This is a genomic window from Xanthocytophaga flava (assembly GCF_030068545.1).
Lineage (GTDB): Bacteria > Bacteroidota > Bacteroidia > Cytophagales > 172606-1 > Xanthocytophaga > Xanthocytophaga flava.
In genome coordinates, this window is the sequence record NZ_JASJOR010000035.1 from 1 (window position 1) to 25,056 (window position 25,056).

Here is a 25,056-nt window from a genome sequence, read left to right on the forward strand (position 1 = left end):
TCATGTCTTTGAGCAGTTATTTCATTTAGCCAAAAAAGAACGTAGACGTGTTGACTGTAATGGTTTTCGGTTGTCTCCTAAACAAATTCTTTTCCCTTAGCCTGACGGCTATGGTGTTATCACCAACGACCACTTTCCCACCGTTCAGGTTGGTGATAACACACAACCTGGGGACGAAAGAGCGGAAAGATCCTTTCAGGAGGACAGTGAGAGGAGAGACTTCTAAGAGGGTAAAGAGGAAGGAGAAAAAAATAGAGCACGTTCTTCTAGAGTATAGGGATTCATCCACTAAGGAGGACAAAGAGAGGGCAGGAAAATTCTGTCAATCTTCTTATTTTATCAGAATTCTGATGATGACAATACAAAATCAGAATTCTGATAACACTGGAATAGTATCGGAAATCCGATATTTCTCACCATTGACCTAAACTCCGGTCAAACTCAAAAATGAACAGAGTTTAGGTCAAACACCAATCTGACCATTATTCGAATAATTTTCCAAAATGAACGGAACTCAGGTCAAAGAGAGAAATGATCGGTATTCTGGTCAAAAACAAAAATGACCATCAGTCGTTACCTATATGTCATAACTAGGTAAATGAACAGAGTTCTGATATTTTCCACACTACCTGATACTCCATTTACTCTTTTAACTTTTACTGGTTTTCGAAAAGATTTTATATAATTATGTTCATTGCACTAAACCAATACATAACACACTATGGGAAGCTGGGGAATCAAAGCATTAGAAAGTGACGAAGGACTCGACATTCTGGATTTTTTTACAGAATATACCGAGAGTCATTCTGACATACACTTAGGAGAACTCATCGACTTCTATATAGCCGAAGGATTCCTGCCTGCCGATACTACTGACATAGACTATCTGTATGACAAAACGGCCATTGCTCTGGCAGAGCTTTTTACTGATTACCAGCAATATCCGGAATTAGAGTTTGGTGAAGAGAAACTAAACATTACGTCCTTTACAGGTACGCAGGAGGCGATTCTGTATCTGATCCGTTTTCTGGAAGATATCCTTAATGAAAAGCCTGATGAAGATGGAATACGGGAATATGCCGAACTATACAGAGAGGTCGAAGGCTGGAAAGAACACATGCAGGAATTACTAGCCAGACTAAAAGCAGCAATACCCTAAGAGGTCATATATCAGAATTATCTTACCATGTGTTTACCCCAACCCAGATCTTGCTACAGATAGTATATAGCCATTGTAAATCAACTGGTTAACTAGTAGATTCAGGCTAAAATCTATCCGTATGGTATTTCTTTTAAGCCTCGCAATCTATTTGGCAGGCATTGCTCCTGCCTATTACATCATGAAGCTTTCAGATAATCTGACAGGAGAGGAAGATACACCCCAAAATCGGTTATCTTACGCATTAGGCTCCTGGGTTATCTTTATACCATGCGCCGCAAAATTAATCCTGGCATGGCTCTTTCTGGCTATATACCGATTCATTGAGTGGATACGAAAATAAGTACTTCTCTTCCATCTCTCGTGCTGTAAATAGCCAAATCGTCTAGGATTCAGGGATCTTCTGTGTTACTTCTATGTGTAAGATCCCTCTGTAAAAACACTTGCAGAAAATTCCCTTTATTACGTAATTACATGAAAAGGATATAAAATCAGAACTCTACATGAATCAAGAACTCTGGTCAAAAATATTAGCTTTCGATTTTGATCTCCCTGTTTCAGAATATGGATTTTCAACCCGGCTGGCAAAGGAAAACAACTGGACCAGGCATTTTACAGAAGCCGCTATTCTGGAATACAAAAAGTTTATGTATCTGGCGGCCACCTCTGATATGATGGTTTCACCTTCGCCAATTGTAGATGAGGTATGGCATCTGCATTTGCTCTTTACTCAATCCTATACTGATTTTTGTGAGGTAATAGGTAAGAATGTTCACCATATTCCGTCCACACACAACAGAAGTGACGAGGCAAAATTCAGACAGGCAAAGGAACGAACACAAAAGTTATATACAGAAGCTTTTGGACCACAACCTTCAGAGATATGGGACGCTTCAGATATCTATGCACCTCTGCAACTACCCAATGGACAATACGAACTCTGGAGTGGAATTATAGTGGGTATATGCCTATGGATAGTATTACTTTTTCCTTTCTACTTTGCCTTAAAGGGCCTCTATATCCATATTGACAATCCTTATTTTTTATTTGGGTATCTACTTCTGACAGTATATACATTTTTGACACTTACCAGGTATAATAGAACTCAGTTACGGGAAACGGTAAACGGGTTTGACAAGTCTGCCTTTGTATTTCGACTCCATCCAATAGAACTAGTTTATCTGAAAACACAAAAGGTATCAGAGGTGATCCATGGTTTTATGAACCAGTTGGTCAAGGAAAATAAGATTATCGTTAATGAGGATAATTCGTTAGAGGTCGCCACTCATGCCAAACCTGATACGGTAGAGGAATATACTATCATAGAAACATTAAGTGGTATGGAAAAAGCCTTTTACCCGGCTTTACTGAAACAGCTTCAGACAAAACCCATATTTACCAATATAGAAACCAGCATGGAGGCTTTTAAGAAGCATTTCGCCAAATCACACGTGTTTGGCAAGTTATTCTTCCTAAACTTTGGCATTCTTTCATTTCTCCTTCTGCTCGGCACCATCCGCATGGCTACAGGTATTGCACGCGACAAACCGGTAGAGCTTATTGGAACTTTTCTTATACTACTGCTTTTAGTAAGCATCTTCTTTCTCATCTATCTCAGAAACTATCTGTTTTCGCACACCATTCCAGATCTCTATCGCAAGCAGGAATTACACGTTCACATGCCTTCTGATGGCTGGGAATGGCAATATTTCTTACTTGGATCAGCGGTTTATACCACTACATTTACTCCTATCGCAAGCCATGCCGATGGAAGTGGAAGTTCATCCGATGGAGGAGGATCTTCCTGTGGATCAGATGGTGGATCCTGTAGTAGCTGTGGTGGCTGTGGAGGTGGAGATTGATAGTATGTACTTCTATCGCTGGTATTATTCCCCAGCGAGTTACTTCCTATCATTTAAATTATCTTGAATCACAGATGTAAAGAGATCGCACTAGGTACATGCTCTTTACATCTGTGATTCAGAAAAGTTATGTATTCAAACTTTTACGAAGATCTTCAACAAACTCCTCAGTGACATCAAAATAGGTAGCTAATTGCTGAGTAGTCAGAATACCATCTTTAAGGAATTTGAGAATAGCCTCTGTTTTACCTTTCTGCTCACCTTCCAGTTTGCCTTTTCGTTCTCCTCTTTTGAAGAGAAAGTCATCTTCTTCTTTGATGTATTGAGAAATAGATTCTATCATGATTTCTACAAAAGGTGTTAGTTTACGCAAGTTAGCCAATACGCGTAATTGTTGCAAGTGCCTGTCAAGCTCCAGTTGACTAGTGGATGTGTCTCGTAATCGTTCATAAATCTGTCTGGCAGCCTGTTGCGGACTTGTATTACCAAAGTCACCTAAAATAGCGAATACTATTTCATCTCCTTTACCTGAAGAGAGAAATAATTCGTACTTAATGGAAGATAAAGGTGCAATGTTGAACTTAAAGGACAAATCCCGCTTGACAAGATGTGTAACCATATCTGGTTTCTGATCTGAAAGGAAGATCACATATTGTAGCACATCCAGTTCGTATTTACGTTCCAGCATGCCTCTGTATTCCAGCATCCGGTATACCATACGGGGTTCGTTTATCAGCTGAAATTCCAGATGCAGCAAAAATGTACTTCCATTCTGATCGGTGATTTTTAAGAGCTGATCGGGCTTTCGCTCTATGGTTCGTTGCAAGTCGTCCTTTATTTTCTCATAAGAAACGACCTGAATCTGAAGTACTTTTTCAATTAATACCAGAGTAACAGACTCAAGATTTTCTTTGAAGATTTTATCATATTGATTGCCTTCTTTCTTGTTACTCATATAAGCATAAAAAATGAAACGGAAGGCAAAAGTAACAAGCTGAATGAATAACCTATCTATTCAATATAAAATTATAACGAATTAGACTCAGACCCTATTCTGTAATTAACATTGTTCGTCAGTGAACAGAGAGTGTCCATAAACGGACACTTATTATCTCTTATAGCTGATAAATCTGCCTCTGTTAGCCCAAAAAGGACATTTTAGTATTCTGGCTTTATATTGGCATATACGCAAGTATTCTTTCCTGACACTTAACACGTCGTCTTATGCTACGAAACTATTTAAAAGTCGCTCTACGAAATCTGCTTAAGAACAAGGTATATTCCTTTATCAATATTGGAGGGCTGGCAGTTGGAATGGCAGTAGCCATACTGATAGGTCTTTGGATATGGGATGAAATCACCTATAACACCTACCATCAGAATTATGAACGTATTGTACAGGTGATGCAACACAACCTGTACAATGGGAAAAGAGAAACCCAGACATCCAATCCCTATGTAATGGCAGAGGAGATTCGGAGCAAATATGGAAGTAGCTTTACCTATGTATTACAATCATCCTGGACATCAGGGCATGTGCTTACCTATGGAGAGAAGAAAGCTACAAAAACAGGTAACTACTTTGAGCCTCAGGTGACCGAAATGCTTTCACTGCACATGCTTAAAGGTACACGTACAGGTCTGAAGGAACCTCATTCCATACTACTATCAGAGTCTATAGCTCAAATCTACTTCGGCAATGAAGACCCAATAGGCAAAATCATGCGGATTGACAACAATACGGATGTGAAGGTGACAGGAGTATATGAAGATCTGCCGTATAATTCTGACTTCCGCGAAATGACCTATATTTTACCTTGGGAACTTTATCTGATCATGAATCCGTGGATCAAGAAAATGGAAGATCCCTGGGATAGCAACTTTACCCAAACGTTTGCCCAGATGGCAGAGAACACAGATATAGAGAAAGTGTCTGCCCAGATCAAAAATGTAAAATTCAATCGCGTAAGTTCCTTTGACAGAAAATACAAGCCTGAAGTATTTCTTCATCCAATGACCAAATGGCGTCTGTATTCAGACTGGAAAGATGGCGTAAATGCAGGAGGGCGAATCGAAAATGTATGGCTTTTCAGCATCATTGGCATCTTTGTATTGCTGCTGGCCTGTATCAACTTTATGAATCTGGCTACTGCTCGCAGTGAAAAAAGAGCCAAAGAAGTAGGCATTCGCAAAACAGTAGGTTCTATACGTGGTCAGCTGATAGCGCAGTTTTTCAGTGAGTCATTGCTGGTAGTTATGTTTGGCTTTTTGACAGCCATTTTCTTAGTACAACTGAGTTTGCCTTTCTTTAATGAAGTAGCAGACAAAAAGATGAGTGTTCCTTATCTAAGTCCTGTATTCTGGCTGCTGGGACTTTCTTTCTCCGTTGTTACGGGTCTCATTGCCGGCAGCTATCCTGCACTCTATTTGTCCTCGTTTCAACCCGTCAAAGTACTCAAAGGCACTTTCAGGGTAGGACGTTATGCGGCATTACCCCGCCGTATTCTGGTAGTGATGCAGTTTGCCGTTTCCGTTACCCTGATTATCGGAACCATTGTAGTGTTTCGTCAAATACAACATGCCAAAGACAGACCTATCGGCTATGACCGCAATGGTCTAATCAATATGCAGCTAACTACTCCTGATATTCATAACCACCTGGAAGCAGTACGCAATGAACTCAAGAGCTCAGGTGCCATTGTAGATATGACGGAGTCGACCAGCCCTACCACTTCGGTCTGGAATACCAATGGAGGTTTTGACTGGAAAGGTAAAGATCCGGAACTGGCAGTTGACTTCCCTAACAATGGTGTTACGCATGACTATGGCAAAACAGTAGGCTGGCAATTTAAAGAAGGACGAGATTTTTCACGGGAATACGCTACCGATTCGATGGCATTTGTGATCAATGAAGCGGCAGTAAAATTCCTGGGATTTGAACACCCAATAGGGGAGACTGTTAAGTGGAATAACAAGCCCTACACGATAGTGGGAGTTATCAAAAATATGGTGGTGCAGTCACCTTATCAACCCATACGGGCAGCATTCTTCCATATTTCGAAAGAGCAGGAAAGTGTGGTTATTATTAAGCTGAATCCCAAACTAAGTGCCAGAGACGCACTGAGTAAAGTAGAAGCCGTATTTAAAAAATACAGTCCGGCAACGCCTTTTGAATACAAGTTTGTAGATGAAGAATATGCTCAGAAATTTGGCGATGAAGAACGAATCGGTACACTGGCAGCAGTCTTTGCAGGACTAGCCATCCTGATTTCCTGCTTGGGCATATTCGGACTCTCTTCATTTGTAGCCGAGCAACGCACCAAGGAAATCGGAATCCGGAAAGTACTCGGAGCTAGCGTCCTGAATCTATGGAGCCTGCTATCAAAAGATTTTGTACGACTAGTGTTTGTCTCTTTTCTGTTTGCCATTCCTACAGCCTGGTATTTTATGAATCAATGGCTCCAGAAGTATGAATACCGTACTGAAATTTCCTGGTGGGTATTTGTGGTAACAGGATTAGGAGCATTACTCATTACCCTTCTTACCATTAGTTTTCAGTCTCTCAAAGCTGCTTTTGCGAATCCAGTCAAAAGTTTGCGAAGTGAGTGATCAAAAAGAGTTGCAAACAGAGATAATCTGATTAGTTGAGTTGAATCTCTGTTTGCAAAATTTCTTTCAGCTTCATGCAACCTCAATAGTTTATTTTACATCTTATACACAACTTCTTTTCTAAAATATCAACCTAATACTTTTCTTTGCTATGAAAACGAGACACATACTCACAGCTTTTTTGATGGCATTCGTTAGTCTTACCACCATTCAGGCACAAAACGATACAGATAAACCCTATCTGACCAAAACCTTTTCTCCTGCCGGACTAACCAGCATCAAAACTGAAACTAGTGGTGGCAACGTATCTGTATACGGACAAAATTCCGGAGATGCCCGTATAGAAGTCTATATTCGTGCCAACAACTGGAATCAAAAACTATCTGATAGCGAAATCAAAGAACGTCTTGAAAAATATACGATTCAGATCGACAAAGATGCCAACACGTTAACTGCTATTGCCAAACCTCTTGAATCCGGATGGAAATGGGGATGGAAAGATGGCTTGAGCATCTCCTTTAAGATTTATGTTCCCAACAATATGACTTCTAACCTCAGAACCAGTGGTGGAAACATCTACTTGTCAAACCTTTCTGGTAATCAGGACGCAAAAACCAGCGGAGGCAATATCTCTCTTAGCGCCATAAAAGGAATAGTAGATGCGGAAACTTCTGGTGGCAATATTGACATAGATAGATTTAATGGCACAATAGATGCTCAGACCAGTGGTGGTAATGTAAAAGTAGCTGATTCAAAAGGCTCTCTGAAAATTGGTACTTCTGGTGGTAACATCCGTATTGTACAGGTATCAGGAAGTCTGGATGCACATACCAGTGGTGGTAATGTAACAGCCGATATCGCTAGTCTGGAAAAATACCTGACTCTGTCAACCAGCGGTGGTAATATCACTGTAAAGATGCCAATGGATAAAGGAATGGATCTGGATCTTTCCGGCGACCGGGTATCTGTAGCCATGCAAAACTTTGATGGAACAATCAAAGATGACCGTGTGAAGGGTAAGTTAAATGGTGGTGGCATCCCTGTCAGAATCTCTACATCTGGTGGCAATGTACGAATAAACTAATCTCCCTGGTTATATATGACTCCGAAGCCTCTTTTCAACAAAGAGGCTTTTTTTATAGGGTTAGTCTACTCATCTTTGTTATCAATTCACTTCCAGTTCATCCTTAGTAGGTAGTTTCGGAAAGCCTGCATGCGGCTCTGTCTGATACCAGAAAACGGTTGAGGAAATATCATCTTTTAAAGGCAGATAACGTCCACCGTCTCTCCATCCCAGTGCTTGTACAGTTACCCGAAGATCTTTATCAAACCGGATCGGATCTGTAATATGCCAGCGATACATGCCAAACCGTTGCTGAGACTGATACAATCCATCAGGTCGAATCACCTGATGCAAACCTGTATAGGGAGATGAGAACTCCTGATATTTTCCTTTGTTATCAAAGTTATAGGAACCACAGAAATAATCTTCCAGTCCGGTTCCATTGATAGTAGGAAAATCTTTATCCCCATCCATATAAAACTTCATTTCTCCTTCGCCCCACCAGCCATTGCTATTTACCCCCCAAGCGATATAAGTCCCGACATATTGCCCTTTTCCTTTTATACCATCCAACAGAGTATACACTTGCTTATAGGGTAGAGGATTTACCCTACGAAACTGTGCATGAAAGTAAGCTGCATCATCTGGAATATCTGTAAGAGTATAATCAATCTGATAATATAACATCATGGATTCATTGGCAATGTTTTCCATCGTAATCCGACATTTTTTACGAAAAGGCATAGTCCAATAACAGTTAAATGCACTTCCCGGATTTACCGCTACAGCCAGTGATGTAATGGGTGCATACTGTTGCCATCCCATGCAGAAGAAATCTCCAACAGGAACCTCTACAGAAGGCTCTTTTTCATCATCCCAGTAGATACGCAAAATAGAATAGCGCCACTTGCCTGTTGGCGTCATCCAGATATGTTGTATAGCTCCTTGTCCTGTTATTTCAGCTAATGTAAAGGTAGTTTTGCTTTTTATCTCCACACTAGGACTTACCTTCCAACCTTGTCCCAGATCTTGCGACGCATGCTTTCCTGTACCTTCTGTAGCCATTCCTCCCTTACCTTTTTCTCCTGTAAAATTCTCTGGGCTGATAGATCGGGTCTTGGCATCAGATGTACGGTACAAGTTTCCCATATGTGTATCAAGTCCATTAAATTTCTGTCCATAAACAGAAGAGAACACAAAAAGAAAACAGGCAAGCCCCAGAAGATAAGAAATGCTTTTCATACTAATGTTTAGGTTACAGATGGATAAAAATAACCAGATTACAACTTATGTAAAGCTAGTATTTTGGAGATTGAGGCCACACATATACATCCTAAAAAATTAAGAATGAACCATTTATCTTAATTATAAGAAATTAGAGATCACCCCAAGTCTGGAAAGTCCATAACTAAAGGAAGTATTTAGTAGACAATGTGTTGTATCAATTGTCAGCGACAGTGGGATAGCCCAGACTTGATGAGACGACTTTGTAGAGAACATACTTACCCTAAAAATAGAACTGTAAACAACTGGTCTAAAGTTAATTAAGCCAGTTGTTAGTTAAAGCCCAACCTCAAACGGAATCCAGTTTGGACATATCTCCCATTTTGGAAAGTAGTTACAATTTCAGCTCCCAGTATTTTTAACAGGCCCCTGAATCCATATCCAACCTCGTATACATTGGTTTCAGTAGTCAGTAAGGCGTTCACAAAAAGATTTTCACGAATGCCATACAATCGCAAAGAAGTAAACTGAGTAAACAACAGGCGATTGATCTGCTGACTAGCATGTGCCTGTAGATAATTATGTGTAGTAGAATAGTTGTAGTAGTCCAGAAGACGGAAGAAGTCAAATCCTTCAGGTTGGAATCGTGTTCGGTTACCATTAAAGTGTTTAAAATCTATTAAGTAATTGGGCTTCTGTGGCCCATAGAACAGTCCACCCCGTACCAAATAACGAAATCCCCCTCTTAATAAACGAAATTCATCTCCCACACTAAGTTCCAGCTGGTTAAAATGCACATCTCCAAAGCCTGATCGGTTGTTGATTGTAAACACAGGAGAGTTATTATTAATCAGATAACGGCGTCCATTATAAATGCCAGCCTTTGCAAAAGGTCGAATTGTTAACGAACTAGCCCATATCCAGGCATTATGATCTGGGAAAGCCGTCTGATCCTGCAATTCAATATTACTTGGATCATTGCTGGTTAACTCCCGTTTTTTAAAATCAAACCAGCTGTATTCAGTTCTGTTCACCAATCGATCACGATGTTCGAATGCAATTGACGTAGAAAAGGAGACTTTTTCAGTAAAGCGTTTGTTCCACTGTACACTGGCAAATGTTTTCTCATAGATCTTCATATAGTTCCTCTCCCACAACAAGGTATTCACAGTATTGACGCCTTCGGGAATAGGATTATTACCATTGAACTGAAATATGTTATGTCCAGCTGATACTGAAAAAGACTGCTGTTGGTTTCCTCTTGAAAATGTCAGTCCTCCATTCAAATGGTTTCTTTCAAAAGAATACCTGAGATTACCTTCCAGACTCCATCGTGAATCTTTATTCACTCGTTCTGTATATCTCATCCGTGTCCGTAAAACCGTTCCTTCTACTGTATTGAAAAAACCCATATTATTCCAGATAAAATAATCCGGATTATTCAGGTTCAATAAAGGAGAATCAAAAGAAAAAGTACGAGGATACCATTCGTTTTCCGGTTGTTTTCCATAATTATAGGTATGTCCAAAAATCAAATGGGTAAACCGAAAACGAGGCAGACTTTTAATGGAATCTTTCTTTATCTTATCTTCATTAGCTTTGTAAAGACTGTCCGCCTGTTTATAGCCCTTAATCTCTGTATCTGTTAATGGAACCTGTCTTTCATCTTCCCAGAAGGAGGATGGTCTTTTTCTGGCAAGTGTGTCTACATTAAAAGAATAATCCCGCATCACAGTCACATCTTCTCCACGTTCTTTACGTTCTTTTCTATCTTCCCTTTCCATCTCTCTGCTTAGCTGACGCAATTGCTTTCGGGTCAACTCTTTCTGTTTCAGTGCCGTTTCTGTATTGATCTTCTGTTTACGTACTTCTGCAGCCTTTTCTTTATCAATCTTCTCGTCCACTACTACCGGCTGCTGATGGTATTTTGGATTAATTTTAAGCTGATAGTTTCGTACAGAGGTCACATAGCGAGCTTCTCCTTCCGCTCCAAACATATTGGCCTTTACAGTAATTTCTGATTGTATAGGCATCCAAACATCCTGTGTAAGGTTATAGATCTGTTGCAGATTATAGTTTATCCCATTCTCGTCAGTAAACTTGAACCGATAACTATGAATACTCCATAACTGATCTACAATATAAATAGACCCTTCTATTACATTTTGTCCTTTGATCTTTGGAGTTACCTTAATTCGATTCACCCATTTTCCATTTTCTTCAAAACCACCCTCATACGTAAAGCGGTAATAGTTAAAAGCCTTAGGTGAAAGTGGCAGAATGATACCGAAGAAAGCAGGTTGATAGATATTTAGCTGAGCAAAGTTAATAGCAGGCTGTGTACCAGGAGGGAGATTAGAACGAATAGAAACAGCCTTTTCCTTTACTTTGTCAGGCTGTTGAAAGCTAATCTCATTGATAGATTCCAGCACATAGGTGGTTCCTACCTGAATGTTGCTTTTCTTCAATGCACCTTTCAGCAGAAATGGAACATCAATAACGCGGAACGTACCTTTTACATAAGTTCTCGCAGACCAGCTGTCTACTTCCAGCATATGAAAACGTGCCATACTTATGGTTTTACGCATAATAGTATAGGCAGCATCTTCATCTGACGAACCCACCTGTACTTCATTCAGTTGTACTACAGCTTCCTGCATCGTTACATCCACGGTCACATACTCATCACCCACCTCAACTGACTTATTCAACACTTGATAGCCGAGGTATTGAAACTGAAGTTCGTAAGTTCCTGGCTTCAGGGTAACTTCGTATTTTCCATCTTCATTTGCCATAGTCCCAATACTTGTATTCTTTACCAGAATAGAAGTATAAGGCATAACTTCCCCTTTGGTATTTTTGATGGTCCCACGTATCCCTCCAGCAATACTTGTCTGACTGTAGAAAAAGTAAATAGAAATAAGAAGTGTAAATGTCCACAGTCTCATAAAAGTATTTGAATAGGATAAGTGTTTGTGCTAAAACGGATAAAACGGCTGCTCTAGTATGAAGTTTGCCGTATGCCCGTCTCATAGGCTATGAAAAAAATATACCAGAAAGCGATCTCATGTGTGCTTTCTGGTATATAGAATGTAAAAAAGTAAAATAGGGTTGCAAAAGCAACTATTTAAATATTTTTAACTAAAAAGTAATCAGCGTTTATACAGCTTGCTGCAACATAGTAAGTCGGCGATACACTCCAGCTTCTTTCTCCAGTAATTCCTGATGGTGTCCTCTTTCTACAATCTGTCCATCCTGAATCACCAGAATTTCATCTGCCTCCTGAATGGTACTCAGCCTGTGAGCAATCACCAGTGCAGTACGACCCTTCATAAGATTGCTTAATGCATCCTGTACTAGCTTTTCTGATTCTGTATCCAAGGCAGAAGTTGCCTCATCAAGAATAAGGATAGGAGGATTTTTAAATACGGCACGTGCAATACTCAACCGCTGTTGCTGACCACCTGATAACTTACTTCCCCGATCACCAATGACTGTCTGATAACCATCTTCCTTTGCAATAATGAAATCGTGTGCATTGGCAATTTTAGCTGCACGAATGACATCCTCCTCTTTCGCATCTGGTTGCCCAAACGCAATGTTATTAAATATGGTGTCATTAAATAAGATGGATTGCTGGGTTACAATCCCCATCTCATTGCGTAAAGACTCTAATGTATAACTTCGAACATCTTTACCATCTAATAGAATACTTCCTCCTTCTACATCATAAAACCGTGGAATCAAATCTGCTATAGTTGATTTACCACCACCAGATCCACCCACCAATGCAATTGTTTTGCCTTTAGGAATATAGAAGTTAATATCTTTTAAAACCTGTTTTTCCTCATAGGAGAAAGTCACATTTTTAAACTCAATACCCTTTGAAAAGCTAGTTAATTCCAGAGCATCTGGGGCACTCTGTACTACTTCTGGAGCGTCTATCACTGATAATATACGCTCTCCAGCAGCCTGTGCACGCTGAATGCCTGAGAGAGAAGATACAATGGCTTTGGCAGGTCTTAGTACCTGAGAGAAGGTTGCAATGTAAGTAATAAACTCACTTGCCTTCAATGTGGCAGTTCCATCATTGTTCAGAATCAGACTCCCACCATATACCAGAATACCTGCTACTACCATTACACCGGAAGCCTCTGAAAATGCAGGAGCTAACTCCCGTTTATTCCCCATCCGACGGGTTGTTTCACGGTAATGGTTATTCTCTTGCTCAAACTTTTTCAAAACATATGACTGCGCATTGAACGAACTAATAATACGAACCCCTGATAAAGTTTCTTCAATGATAGACATTAACCGTCCTGCTGATTCCTGTCCTTCTTTAGCTTGCTGCTTTAGCGACTTAGTCACCCAGGCAATTATTACCCCTGATATAGGAATAACTATCAATGTAAATATGGTTAGCTCCCAGGAAATGGCAAATAAGAGAATAAAATACCCAACCAACAGAAAAGGTTCTTTAAAGATGGCGTCTAGAGTGTTAACCACTGACCCTTCCACTTCCTGTACATCCGTAGTCAGACGGGCTAGCAAATCTCCCTTGCGTTCATTATTAAAATATCCGACATGCAATCGTGTTACTTTTGTAAAGATAGCCTCCCGAAGACGTTTTACTGAATACGTACGGGCATCCTGTACTACTCGCTGGGCCATATACCGGAATAAATTGGTCAGTACTACTGCACCAACAATCACTCCAGTAACAAAATATAGAACCGACATTCTGTTACCGGATGCACTGTATTTATAAAAGTAATAATAGAAGAGATCTTTCAAGTAGCCAAACTCCAAAGCAAAGGTTGGTTTATTTACCAGCTGCTGTGCTTTCTCAGGCTCAATCTGCCCAAACAAAATATCCAGCAAAGGAATAAGAAGCCCAAATTGAAAAATACCAAATATGATGCTCAGCAGGGAGAAAATAAAAAAGGGGGTTACAAAACGGCTAAATGGCCGTGCATAACTAATCAGACGTAAATAAGTTTTCATTAATCAGGAAGTATAGACTCATACTCATTTCTACTATTAGTGTAAAAATGCAAGTGGTTGAAAGGTGCAAATATAACAAATGACGAATGGAGAACCTTTTTATTTTGATGAGGGGTAGTAAAACTTACCAACTAACCAGACTTTAGAGGTTGTCTAAAATTATTTATTAAATGCTGCAAAGGCATCTTTTAGGCTGCACCTTCGCTTATTTTTCGGCCCATAGCCGCTGGCTATGCCCCTCAAAATAGTCTCGGTTCGCTCTAAAGTCTGCTCTTTTCGCCTATTTAATAATAATTTAGACAACCTCTTAGAGAAAAATGAGTTAAAAACGGCAAACCTGAAAATTTCCCTCACTCCACTTTTTTTACTCTTCAACAGGACTATTTGTCGCTTCAACACCGGACATCTTTTAAATCATCCCACCCGTTTGCTATTTTGGATCATCAAAACCGGACCTTAAAGAGAAGAGATGGAGGATCTTTTATTCTGTTTATCAGCCATATGTATGTTTATTTTATAAAAACAGTAAACAACTCTTGCTTACTAAACACTGTTCAGTAAATTTGCATCGATTACATCAATACGATAACCTATGGGAATCTCTGAGAGAAAAGAACGGGAAAAGCAGGAAATGAAAAGTCTGATATTGGAAACAGCTACCCAGATGTTTCTGGAGCATGGATTTGAAAAAACCTCACTGCGCAATATTGCTGAAAAAATTGAGTACAGTCCGGCAACGATCTATCTATATTACAAAGATAAAAATCAGCTTTTTTATGATGTCCATGAAAAAGGATTTGAGCTATTATCTGAAAAGATGACGCCATTAATGCAGATCGAAAATCCATTGGAGCGGCTCTATAAAATGGGCGAAATATACTTAGACTTCGCTTTTCATAATCCAGAATACTATGACCTGATGTTTATCATGACTGCTCCTATGGAAGCCCTGCATGATGACAACTGGGATTGTGGCTTTGCTAATTACGAAATGTTGCGTCAAACCATTGCAGAGTGTATGGAGAAAGGCTTGATCAAGAAAGCTGATCTGGAAGTTACTACAGTCTCTGTATTCTCTTTTGTACATGGCTTGGTTTCACTAGCTATAAGGCAACGATTTAAAATGTATCCGGAAGAAACTCTTCCGGAATTATTCCGTCAGTCTATTGACAATATTCTAAACCTAATGAAAGCGTAAATTTTTTTAACCCATTACTAAACAGTGTTAACTTTTTAAAACATGATCACCAGGATTACAACGCGTTGTTTCCGGATGTTTACTGTCCTGTTGTTTCCCTCTATGTTATATGCCCAATCGGCTGTCTTAGAAGACTATGTAAAAGAAGGGATAAAAAGCAATCTGACTCTGAGGCAGGAAAATCTCGAACTTGAAAAAAGTATGGAGACACTAACACAGGTACGGGCATTGTATATGCCACGGGTTTATCTTAATGCTACTTATACTCTTGCTTATGGAGGGCGGCGTCTGCAATTTCCGGTAGGGGATCTACTTAATCCTGTATATGCAACCTTGAATCAGATGACAGGCACAGATAAGTTTCCGTCTGTTCAGAATGTGGATATACAACTCGCTCCCAATAATTTTCAGGAGACAACCATTGCTTTCCAGCAATCCATCTTTAACTCTGATATATACTTTAGCTACAAAATTCAGAAAGATCTTGTCTCAGCTCAACTTGCCAGACGCAATGTCTATGAAAATGAATTGCGTTACACGATTGTAGGTGCCTATTATCAATATCTTCAGACTCTGGAAGCCAGTAAAGTACTGACTCAGTCAAAAACGATATTACAGGAGTTATTAAAACTAAATCAGAAGCTAGTTGCTAATAATACAGCTACCAAGGATGTTGTATTCTCTTCTGAATATGAGATCTCAAAAATAGAGCAACAGTTAGCTTTTGCAGAAAAAAATGAACAGACGGCCCGCTCTTATTTCAACTTTTTGCTGAATCGGGATTTGGCTAGTTCTATTCTGGTAGATTCTGCTGCATATACTTCTGCTGCTCAAACATCTTTAACAGATCTCGAACAAACAGCTCTTTCCAACCGTCAGGAGATCCAGCAGATTAACCATAGTATCAAAGCAAACGAAAACAACATACGGCTTAATCGCAATAACCGTCTGCTACCCAATGTATTCGCAGGAGGAAGCGTAGGATATCAAGGGTATGGATATACATTTGATTCTTCACAACAGTATGCGATTGCACAATTTGGTCTTCAGTGGAATATATTCAAAGGAGGAGAAAAACGATCCAAAGAACAGCAATCGCGTATCCAGGCCAACCTGCTTTCCAGTAAATTCACAGAACTACAACAGCAGATACGCTTACAAGTTACTCAGGCTTATTATGATTTGCAGGCATCCCGAAAAAGTCTGACAGCAGCGGAAGAAGGGTTAAATAAAGCATTACAATCTTTCCGGATCATAGACAGCCGTTATCGCAACAACCAAGCCTTACTGGTTGAATTTCTACGGGCAGAAAACGATGTCACAACCGCCCGACTATCTGTCTCTATCGCACGATATGATTTACAGGCCAAACAGGCTCAGCTAAATAAAGTCATTGCATTACAGTAATAGACACACTTTACAAGAATTTAGACCATCTTCTCTTACTCTGTTAGTATAGAAAATACTATGAAAAACCTTCGCCTACCTTCATACTTAGTACTACTGGCACTCGAACTAGCACCCATGAGTTTTGTAGCTTGCCAGAAAGCCAAATCCACTACAGCTGCACAGAAAGACGATACGTCCGTTGCGATACAAACTGCTTCTGTAAAAGAAGAAACCCGCACCGAATCTGTGTTTACATCAGGATTAATCTCATCTGATGTAGAAGCTCGCTTGTCGTTCAAAACAGGGGGAATTATTGATAAAATTTATGTAAAAGAAGGACAAAAAGTAAGTCAGGGACAACTACTGGCAACTTTAAACCTTACTGAAATCAATGCCCAGGTACAACAAGCCCGACAGTCATATGAGAAAGCAGAACGCGATCTGCAACGTGTGAAAGGACTCTATGCAGATACGGCAGCGACCCTGGAACAGCTTCAGAATGTAACTACAGCACAGGAAGTGGCACGCCAAAACCTCACGATTGCACAGTTTAACCAGAATTACTCTCAGCTTCGTGCTACAACGAGTGGTACTGTCCTGAAAAAGCTAATGAATGAAGGAGAACTGGCTAGCCCTGGTGCTCAGGTATTATATGTAGCTGCCACCGGACAACAGAATTGGGTAGTACGTGTAGGTGTCTCAGATAAAGACTGGGCAAAACTTTCAATTGGGGACAAAGCCAAAGTAACACTAGATGCCTATCCCAATGATGCATTTGAAGGTACTGTAACAGAATTAGCTCAGGCAGCAGATCCACAGAATAAACTGTATGAGATAGAGGTACAGGTAAAACCAGGCAATAAGCGTTTTGCACCTGGCTTATTTGCTCGTGCAGAAATCATCCCGAATGAAAGTCATACCTATTCTATTATTCCGATTGAAGCCTTAGTAGAGGGTAACGGTCAGCAGGCCTTTGTATATGTGGTCAGCGCCGACAAACACACTGTAAAGAAACTACCTGTTCGGGTTGCATTTTTTGATAACCAAAGAGCTATGATTGCCAGTGGACTCGAAGGAATAAAAGAGGTAGTAACTGCAGGCGCCTCCTTCCTTACTGAAGGAGCTGATGTAGCAGTCATGAATGATTCCGGCACAATCAAATAGTGTTTGCTGCATACACTGATAATATAGCCATCCCCTCATTTTTAATTTTACCTGAAGATGCACATAGCTGAATTTTCTGTCAAAAACTGGCAGTTTATGCTTGTTCTGTTTATAGCCGTTGTAGGACTTGGGCTAAACTCCCTTTTCAATATGCCCCGGGGAGAAGATCCCGAATTTCAGGCGCCCTCATTTAGTCTGGTCATTGTCTATCCTGGCACAGACCCTGCCGACATGGAAGAACTGGTGGTAGATCCGGTTGAGAAGCGATTAAACGAACTGGAAAATGTGAACAACATCTACTCCAGCATTGATGACGGACTTGCGGTAGTTACTATTGAATACAAATACGAATCCGATCCGGATGAAAAATACCAGGAGATTGTTCGGGAAGTAAATGCACTTAAAACCATTTTACCGCAGGATATTTTCTCAATGAATATCCTGAAATTCTCACCTACAGATGTAAGTATCTTACAAACAGCTCTGGTGTCAGAGTCTGCCTCCTACAAAACGCTGGGCGACTATGCTGACAAGCTTAAAGAACGCCTGGAGAAAGTTAAAAGTCTGAAAAACGTAGATGACTGGGGCTATCCGGAACAAACTGTACGTATCTCACTAAACATTGAGAAGATGGCTCAGGAAGGTATTCCTCTGAATAGAGTAGTACAGGCACTGCAAAGTGAGAACCTGAATATCCCGGCAGGTAGTGTAAATCTCAATACCCGGAAATTCAATGTTAAGACAAGTGGTGATTATTCAAATCTGGATGAAATGCGCAATACGATTGTGTATACTTCTGGTACTAAAATCATCTACCTGAAAGATGTTGCCAACATTGAGTTTAACTACGATGAAGAGAAACACCTTACCCGTATCAATGGAAAACGTTGTGTACTGGTAACTGCCAGCCAAAAGTCTAACGAAAATATTTTCAGTGTAGGAGATAAGATTAACCCAGTACTGGAGTCGTTTAAAAAAGAATTACCTGTAGACATTAAGCTGGTGAAAAATTTTGATCAGTCGGTTAGTGTCAAGCACCGTCTTACAAGATTCGCTAAGGACTTCCTGATTGCGATTGTATTGGTATTGATCACATTACTTCCATTAGGATGGCGTGCCTCTACAGTAGTTATGATCTCTATTCCACTATCTATAGCCATGGGGCTGGCAGCGTTGGATTATACCGGATTTACGATTAATCAGCTCAGTATTGTAGGGTTGATTGTTGCATTGGGTATTCTGGTAGATGACTCTATTGTGGTGGTTGAAAATATTGAGCGTTATCTTCGGGAAGGATATGGTAAAAAGGAAGCTGCCATTAAAGCGACCAAACAAATTACATTTGCGGTAATTGGCTGTACCACGACACTGGTACTTGCCTTTATGCCATTGAACTTTTTGCCTGAGGCTTCAGGTGATTTTATCAGAAGTCTTCCAATGGCGGTAACATACACTATTATTGCTTCACTGCTGGTTTCGCTTACCATTGTTCCGTTTTTATCTAGCCGTATTCTGGCACACCACCACAATCCGGAAGGAAACTTTTTTCTTCGTATCCTGAAGAAAGGTATCAGTGGTACCTATAGTAAATTGTTACACAGAGCATTGGCTCACCCTGTTATTACTTTGGTTGTAGCCGGACTAATTTTTGGAGGAACACTGATGTTACTACCGACAGTAGGTTTCAGTTTGTTTCCGAAATCAGAAAAGCCTATGTTTCTGATCAACATCGAAACACCGGAAGGATCTAACATTTACGAAACGGACAGAGTGACAAGATATGTAGAAGCTAATCTGCATCAGACACCAGAAGTTGCCTACTTTACTTCCAATGTTGGAAAAGGAAATCCTCGCATCTATTACAATGTTATTCAAAAAGGGGAGTCTCCTAACTTTGCGCAGATCTTTGTACAAACAGAAGAAATGCCGGTAGCTCAGAAAGTGGCTTTAATAGACCAGTTGCGGATAAAATTTCAGAAATACCCCAATGCCAAAATTGAGGTAAAGGACTTTGAACAAGGTCCTAATCAGGAGGCACCTATTGCCATACGTGTATTTGGTGAAGATCTGGATACCATGCGAACAGTAGCAGCCAAAGTAGAATCTATCCTGAAACAAACAGAAGGAACAATTTATGTAAACAATCCTCTGGCCAATCGCAAAACCAGTCTGAAAATACGTATCAATAAAGAAAAGGCCGGCTTATTGGGTATTCCGATTGTGGACATCAACCGTACTATACGCTTAGCCGTAGCAGGCCTAAACATTGGTGTATTCAAAGATGAGGATGGTGATGACTACAATATTGTAACCACAGTACCCAAAGGAAAATACGCAGATCTGGAAGTATTCAAAAATCTGTACGTTAACTCTGCCATCGGAACAGCTGTACCTCTCAAGCAGATTGCAGACATTCAGTTAGAAACTTCTACTAACCTGATCCGACACTATGACAAGGATCGGTATGTATCTGTGACTGCCTTCCTTAAAAGTGGTTATCTGACAGACAATGTATACCAACAAGTGTTACAAAAGCTGGATGCTATGAAGTTTCCAGAAGGATTTTCATACAAAGCAGCTGGAGAACTGGAAAGCAGAGAGAAATCCTTTGGAGGTTTAGGGACGATCATACTGATTACAGCTTTTGGCTTTCTGGGTGTATTGATTCTGGAATTTGGCACTTTCAAAAGCTCCATTATTGTGTTATCAGTTATTCCACTGGGCATTGTAGGAGCCATCGTCATGCTTTTACTTACTGGCTATCCGATGTCATTTGTGGCAGTCATTGGATTGATTGCTCTGGTAGGGATAGAAGTCAAAAACTCTATTTTATTGGTGGATTTTACCAACCAGCTTCGCGAAGAAGGTATGGAGCTACAGGAAGCGATTGAACATGCAGGTGAAATCCGATTTGTCCCGATTGTATTAACTTCACTGACAGCAATAGGGGGTTTGATTCCTCTGGCAATAGAAGGCAATCCACTCTATTCGCCACTGGCTCTTGTACTGATTGGAGGCTTAATTAGTTCGACTTTATTGTCAAGAATTGTGACACCTATCATGTATAAGCTATTACCTCCAAAAGTTGAATTGAAGAATCAGTTGGTAGTAGGCGAGTAATAAGCAAAACTCTTGCGTTTAATTTACGGCAAAAAGGTTCAATGTGCATAGTTCTATGCAATCAGTAATTTTGCGGTGAATTCCGATCACTTTCTCTTGTTGCGGTGAGTTATGCGCAGTAGAGAAAGTGATCAGAGTTCCGCTTAAAAGCAAAAGTGATTAGAGTTGGGCGCAATTTGTTCATTAGGCCGACAAGCCATCTTACCTTTGTGAAAAAAATTTTTGCCGTGAAATCTACGCACACATGAAAAGTGACCAGAGTTATGCTCGAAAGCAAAATTATCGTGAGTTCAGAAATCAGACTTCAAGGAGTTATATAGTTTGGAGGACTTATTATCAATTACTTATAAACAAGAAAAGCGACAAACCATTGTCGCTTTTCTTGTTTATTTAGAGTTACAAAGTCTATATAGCCACTGTGTTAAAATGATCGGCAACCTCATCCAATATGCTGAGTATATCTGCATAATCAGGTGATTCTACCAGACGCATCCGATAGGATTTAAAGTGATCCAATCCTTTGAAATAGTTGGTATAATGGCGGCGCATTTCAAAGATTCCCAGTTTATCACCTTTCCAGCGAATAGAAAAATCCAGGTGTTTTTTGCATACATCCACCCGCTCCTGAATAGTAGGTGGAGTCAAATGCTGACCTGTCTGAAGATAATGTTTAATTTCCCGAAAGACCCATGGATACCCAATCGAAGCCCGACCAATCATAATACCATCCACACCATAACGGTTTTTATATTCCAGCGCCTTCTCAGGCGTATCAATATCACCATTCCCAAATATAGGAATGCGTATACGTGGGTTTTCTTTTACTTTGCCTATTAAGGTCCAGTCAGCCTCTCCCTTGTACATTTGTACACGAGTACGTCCATGAATGGTAAGTGCCTCAATACCTATATCCTGTAAGCGTTCTGCTACCTCCAGAATGTTCTTTGTATTATCATCCCATCCCAGGCGCGTTTTTACAGTAACTGGCAAATGAGTAGATTTCACAACTGCCTCTGTCATCTTTATCATCTTAGGAATATCCTGTAGCAAGGCAGCCCCAGCTCCTCTGCAAGCTACATTTTTTACCGGACAGCCATAGTTGATATCAATCAGATCTGGTTGTGCAGCTGTAGATATTTCAGCGCATTTACCCATTGTTTCCACATCACTACCAAACAGCTGTATGCCAATAGGTCGTTCGTATTCAAATATATCCAGCTTCTGCCGACTTTTGGCTGCATCCCGAATTAACCCTTCGGAAGAAATAAACTCCGTATACATCAGGTCTGCTCCATTTTCCTTACATACTGCACGAAAAGGAGGATCACTGACATCCTCCATAGGAGCCAGCAGCAACGGAAACTCGCCTAATTCTATCTCCCGAATCTTAGCCATAGACAAAAGCTTGGTTTTACTCTTAAAATAAATAGTTACATTACTACTAAATTTGCAAAGATACTCAATTTTTGAGCAATCCGTCAACAATTGCAACCGTTTACCATTAGTAAACAGCAACTGTCCAGCCAGATTCTGGTCTCTCAAGAATTTACATGTATCTTTGCAAAAGAAAACCTCTCTAACCATTTATTGGTTCATTTTATTATGCAACAACCGTATCCGCCTCGTCCATTGGTTAATCCTATTATTGGTCTTATACTGCTAGTTGGCTTTGGTTTACTTGGTCTCTCTCTAGGAACTTTTGTACTAGGGATACTATCTGTTCTTCCTTATTTTGATGGAGATCCAGTAGCTGCACTTCTACAGATTAATCAAATGACGAGTAATAATGATTTCTCACATCCCCATGCCTGGGAAATAGTGATGATAGTACAGGCATTCTCTTCATTTGGTGGATTTATTCTTGCAGCCTGGATCTATTTGTTCTTTATTGAAGGGAAAACTCTTCGGTCAATTAATACAAATGCGAAGATAGATTTTATTCCTTTATTGCTTATTGTCTTTCTGGGATTGGCATTTATCATTCTGAATGAGTGGATTTATCAATGGAATCGCAATTGGGATTTACCTGACTGGCTGTCTGGTTTTGAAGATTGGTCTCGTAGCCAACAGGAAAAGTTAGGCGAATTGACTCAATTTTTAACAAACTTTGATTCATTTTCCAGACTGATTATTGCCCTTATTGTAATTGCTGTTTTGCCTGCCATTGGTGAAGAGCTTATGTTCAGAGCAGCAATGCAGTCCATTTTTCTACGCTGGTTTAGAAATCCTCATGCAGCAGTATGGGTTACAGGGGCTATTTTTAGTTTTATCCACTTTCAGTTAGATGGCTTTATTCCCCGCTTGTTGCTTGGGGTTGTATTTGGCTATTTATATGTTTGGTCTGGTAATATATGGTATGCGATATGGGCACACTTTATCAATAATGGAGTAACAGTTCTTGGCGTTTTCTTTAACAAATCTGAAAAAACAAAAATAGATCTGGAACACACCGAATGGATCACCTGGAGCCAGGCCCTGATTGCAGCAGCAATAAGCAGTGTGATTTTGTGGTATCTGAAACGGTTATTTGATCAGTATTCTCAACCTAATCAGTCAATTTCTGAGGAATATAACTATCGTTAAAAATAAAAAGATCTGAATCTGTTTATTACAGGCGAGCAGCCATAAGCAGATTCAGATCTTTATGTGGCATATTGAATTTTCGGGCAATATGCTGATTAGTTACACTTCCTTTATAGGTATATACACCTTTCATAAACCATTTATTGCGGAAGATCATTTCATCAATTCCTCCCAAAGTACCCATTTCCAACAAATAAGGTGTAAATATATGACTCAGGGCCATTGTAGCAGTATGAGCAACCCGTGAGGCGATATTAGGCACACAATAGTGAATCACACCATATTTACGGAAGATTGGATTGTGATGTGTTGTTATTTCTGAGGTTTCAAAACATCCACCCTGATCAATACTCACATCCACGATAACCGAGTCAGGCTTCATAGTCGACACCATTTCATTGGTTACGACAATAGGACTGCGTCCTTCTTCCATACGCATAGCACCCACCACTACATCAGCCCTATTGAGAGCTTCTGCCAGTAAGTCTGTTTCTAAGGTAGAGGTATGAATCTGATGCCCTACAGCATACTTAAGTCGTCGGAGACGGTAGATATGTCTATCAAATACTTTAATCTCTGCTCCCATACCCATAGCAGTTCGGGCAGCATATTCAGCAACCGTACCAGAACCTAACACTACTACTTTGGTAGGTGGAACCCCGGTAATGCCACCAAGAATAATTCCACGGCCGTTATTGGCACTATTGAGATATTCTGCCGCAATCAACATCACTGTATTACCTGCAATTTCACTCATCGCACGAATAACCGGCATGCCTCCGACCTTATCCTGAAGCAACTCAAATGCTAATGCTGTAATCTTCCGTTTATTCAGCGCCTCAATATAGGTATGAGTCAGTTTAGCCGATTGCAGTGCTGAAATCAGTGTTTTACCAGGTTTCAGATATCCTATTTCTTCATCAGTAGGGGGTTCAACCTTTAAGACAATGTCCGCCTCGAAAGCTTCTTTCGCAGAATAAACAATAGTGGCGCCTGCATCACTATAGGCCTGGTCACTAAATTTAGCTGCTTGGCCAGCTGTTGTTTCTACACAAATACGATGTCCATTACGTGTGAGAATAGACGTAGCCTCTGGCGTGAGTACCAAGCGGCTCTCGTCCAGATCCCGTTCTTTAGGTAAACCTATAAACAACTGTTTTTGCGTAGTTTTCACTGCCAGCAATGATTCTTGCGGATATAATGCCGTTTGTGAGGCAAGTTCTTCTATCCCGGAAGAGGAAATTTGGCTACCCATGTTTGGATAATTCTAAGATTCGGCCGTTTTGCGCATCTAAATTAATACTAATTTTCAGATATTTTGCAGGTAAAAGATGAGGAATTTTTGCCGACCACTCTACAAAACAATAACTATCCGAGTCAAAATACTCTTCTATACCCATGTCCATTGCCTCGGTTTCATCCTTAATACGATAAAAATCAAAGTGATAACAGGACTCACCTTTCGCAGTAAGATACTCGTTGACCAAGGCAAAAGTAGGGCTCTGAACGGTGTCTTTCACACCTAGTCTTTCACAAACAGCTTTTACCAAAGTGGTTTTACCTGCACCCATCTCACCTTCCAGCAACCACACTTTGTATTCATCTGCCAGCTTTATCAGAAAACCAGCAATGAAAGGTAATTCTTTCAGGGAACTATATTTAAGTGTAAACAAGGGCGTCT

Annotated in this window: 17 protein-coding genes; 10 read left to right on the forward strand and 7 right to left on the reverse strand. The window is 40.2% G+C overall.

Going from position 1 to position 25,056, the window contains the following annotated elements:
• Positions 1-721: 721 nt before the first annotated feature.
• The 3 genes from QNI15_RS32700 (at position 722) to QNI15_RS32710 (ending at position 3,021) form a co-directional block, all read left to right on the forward strand.
• The gene (locus QNI15_RS32700) at positions 722-1,159 is read left to right on the forward strand and encodes a DUF4259 domain-containing protein (protein ID WP_313991977.1); all 438 of its coding nucleotides are present in this window, start codon (positions 722-724) and stop codon (positions 1,157-1,159) included.
• A gap of 121 nt (positions 1,160-1,280) precedes the next feature.
• Positions 1,281-1,502, forward strand: a complete 222-nt coding sequence (locus tag QNI15_RS32705) for a hypothetical protein (protein ID WP_313981201.1) — start codon at positions 1,281-1,283, stop codon at positions 1,500-1,502.
• A gap of 160 nt (positions 1,503-1,662) precedes the next feature.
• The gene (locus QNI15_RS32710) at positions 1,663-3,021 is read left to right on the forward strand and encodes a glycine-rich domain-containing protein (protein WP_314036002.1); all 1,359 of its coding nucleotides are present in this window, start codon (positions 1,663-1,665) and stop codon (positions 3,019-3,021) included.
• Between the two features lie 127 nt (positions 3,022-3,148).
• Here QNI15_RS32710 and QNI15_RS32715 read toward each other — a convergent pair whose 3' ends face one another.
• A complete protein-coding gene (locus QNI15_RS32715) occupies positions 3,149-3,976 on the reverse strand; it encodes a hypothetical protein (protein ID WP_314036004.1) in 828 nt (275 codons plus the stop codon).
• Positions 3,977-4,245: 269 nt separating this feature from the next.
• On the opposite strand from QNI15_RS32715, the gene QNI15_RS32720 reads away from it, so the two are divergent.
• Both QNI15_RS32720 and QNI15_RS32725 read left to right on the forward strand, forming a co-directional pair.
• Entirely contained in the window at positions 4,246-6,630 is a 2,385-nt protein-coding gene (locus QNI15_RS32720; protein WP_314036006.1) for an ABC transporter permease, read from the forward strand.
• Positions 6,631-6,781: 151 nt separating this feature from the next.
• Complete coding sequence (locus QNI15_RS32725; protein WP_314036008.1) at positions 6,782-7,714, forward strand: DUF4097 family beta strand repeat-containing protein; 933 nt, start codon at positions 6,782-6,784, stop codon at positions 7,712-7,714.
• A gap of 81 nt (positions 7,715-7,795) precedes the next feature.
• Here the strand turns inward: QNI15_RS32725 and QNI15_RS32730 are convergent, their stop codons facing one another.
• From QNI15_RS32730 to QNI15_RS32740, 3 genes are all read right to left on the reverse strand, one after another.
• Positions 7,796-8,935, reverse strand: coding sequence for a glycoside hydrolase family 172 protein (locus tag QNI15_RS32730; protein ID WP_314036010.1), 1,140 nt, complete (start codon positions 8,933-8,935; stop codon positions 7,796-7,798).
• A gap of 314 nt (positions 8,936-9,249) precedes the next feature.
• Entirely contained in the window at positions 9,250-11,865 is a 2,616-nt protein-coding gene (locus QNI15_RS32735; RefSeq protein ID WP_314036012.1) for a DUF5686 and carboxypeptidase regulatory-like domain-containing protein, read from the reverse strand.
• Positions 11,866-12,076: 211 nt separating this feature from the next.
• Positions 12,077-13,921 (reverse strand): ABC transporter ATP-binding protein, encoded by a 1,845-nt coding sequence (locus QNI15_RS32740; RefSeq protein WP_314036014.1) that lies wholly within the window; start codon positions 13,919-13,921, stop codon positions 12,077-12,079.
• A gap of 592 nt (positions 13,922-14,513) precedes the next feature.
• Here QNI15_RS32740 and QNI15_RS32745 point away from each other — a divergent pair.
• Genes QNI15_RS32745 through QNI15_RS32760 form a run of 4 tightly spaced genes read left to right on the forward strand, consistent with a single transcriptional unit; the run spans position 14,514 to position 20,792 of the window.
• Entirely contained in the window at positions 14,514-15,119 is a 606-nt protein-coding gene (locus QNI15_RS32745) for a TetR/AcrR family transcriptional regulator (RefSeq protein WP_313991993.1), read from the forward strand.
• A gap of 42 nt (positions 15,120-15,161) precedes the next feature.
• Positions 15,162-16,526 carry a TolC family protein gene (locus QNI15_RS32750; RefSeq protein ID WP_314036016.1) on the forward strand — a complete coding sequence of 455 codons (1,365 nt, stop codon included), beginning with the start codon at positions 15,162-15,164 and terminating at the stop codon, positions 16,524-16,526.
• Between the two features lie 60 nt (positions 16,527-16,586).
• Positions 16,587-17,672 (forward strand): efflux RND transporter periplasmic adaptor subunit, encoded by a 1,086-nt coding sequence (locus QNI15_RS32755; RefSeq protein ID WP_314036018.1) that lies wholly within the window; start codon positions 16,587-16,589, stop codon positions 17,670-17,672.
• A gap of 57 nt (positions 17,673-17,729) precedes the next feature.
• A complete protein-coding gene (locus QNI15_RS32760; protein WP_314036021.1) occupies positions 17,730-20,792 on the forward strand; it encodes an efflux RND transporter permease subunit in 3,063 nt (1,020 codons plus the stop codon).
• Between the two features lie 405 nt (positions 20,793-21,197).
• Here the strand turns inward: QNI15_RS32760 and dusB are convergent, their stop codons facing one another.
• Entirely contained in the window at positions 21,198-22,187 is a 990-nt protein-coding gene (gene dusB, locus QNI15_RS32765) for a tRNA dihydrouridine synthase DusB (protein ID WP_313981223.1), read from the reverse strand.
• Positions 22,188-22,394: 207 nt separating this feature from the next.
• Here dusB and QNI15_RS32770 point away from each other — a divergent pair, with 207 nt between their 5' ends.
• Positions 22,395-23,375: a CPBP family intramembrane glutamic endopeptidase gene (locus QNI15_RS32770; protein ID WP_314036023.1), complete on the forward strand. Its 981-nt coding sequence runs from the start codon at positions 22,395-22,397 to the stop codon at positions 23,373-23,375.
• A 25-nt stretch (positions 23,376-23,400) separates the two neighbouring features.
• Here QNI15_RS32770 and QNI15_RS32775 read toward each other — a convergent pair whose 3' ends face one another.
• Both QNI15_RS32775 and tsaE read right to left on the reverse strand, forming a co-directional pair.
• Positions 23,401-24,630 (reverse strand): alanine dehydrogenase, encoded by a 1,230-nt coding sequence (locus QNI15_RS32775; protein ID WP_313981227.1) that lies wholly within the window; start codon positions 24,628-24,630, stop codon positions 23,401-23,403.
• Complete coding sequence (gene tsaE, locus QNI15_RS32780; protein WP_313981229.1) at positions 24,623-25,048, reverse strand: tRNA (adenosine(37)-N6)-threonylcarbamoyltransferase complex ATPase subunit type 1 TsaE; 426 nt, start codon at positions 25,046-25,048, stop codon at positions 24,623-24,625. The genes QNI15_RS32775 and tsaE overlap by 8 nt, the downstream gene beginning before the upstream one ends.
• Positions 25,049-25,056 lie beyond the last annotated feature (8 nt).